Origin of the sequence: Fictibacillus phosphorivorans (assembly GCF_023715845.1) — a bacterium.
Taxonomy (GTDB): Bacteria; Bacillota; Bacilli; order Bacillales; family Fictibacillaceae; genus Fictibacillus; species Fictibacillus phosphorivorans_D.
On sequence record NZ_JAMBOR010000075.1, the window covers coordinates 1 to 389 of the forward strand.

A 389-nucleotide genomic window follows, 5' to 3' on the forward strand; every position below is an offset into this window, starting at 1 on the left:
TATTCATTTTTATAATTATGAAAGATATCAAAAACGACTAAACGGCCTCAGCCCTATAGAATATAGAGTTGAAGCCGCTTAGAGTGTTTTATTATTTCAGCTGTCTACTTGACGGGGTTCAGTTCACATTGTTCCGGGGTCATCTTTTTTAATCCCCATTGATAGCGTGCAGAGTTGTAATACTCCATATAATCTTCAATCTTTCCTCTTAACTCAGCCACCTTTTTGCATGTTGTGGCGTCTACTTCATCTTTGAAATGGTCGAAAAAGGATTCTATTGGTGCATTGTCTAAACAATTTCCTTTACGCGACATGGATTGAGTGAACCCCAGTTCTTTCACTCTTTTGCGATATTCAGGATGAGTATAGTGAACTCCTTGATCGGAATG

The 389-nt window shown here is 38.3% G+C and carries 2 protein-coding genes; one reads left to right on the forward strand and one right to left on the reverse strand.

Annotated elements, in window-relative coordinates; all coding sequences use genetic code 11:
• Position 1 precedes the first annotated feature (1 nt).
• Positions 2-82 (forward strand): IS3 family transposase, encoded by an 81-nt coding sequence (locus M3206_RS19295; RefSeq protein WP_425590749.1) that lies wholly within the window; start codon positions 2-4, stop codon positions 80-82.
• Between the two features lie 22 nt (positions 83-104).
• Here the strand turns inward: M3206_RS19295 and M3206_RS18860 are convergent.
• On the reverse strand, positions 105-389 hold a 285-nt coding region (locus M3206_RS18860; protein ID WP_251314045.1), incomplete at its 5' end, for an IS3 family transposase.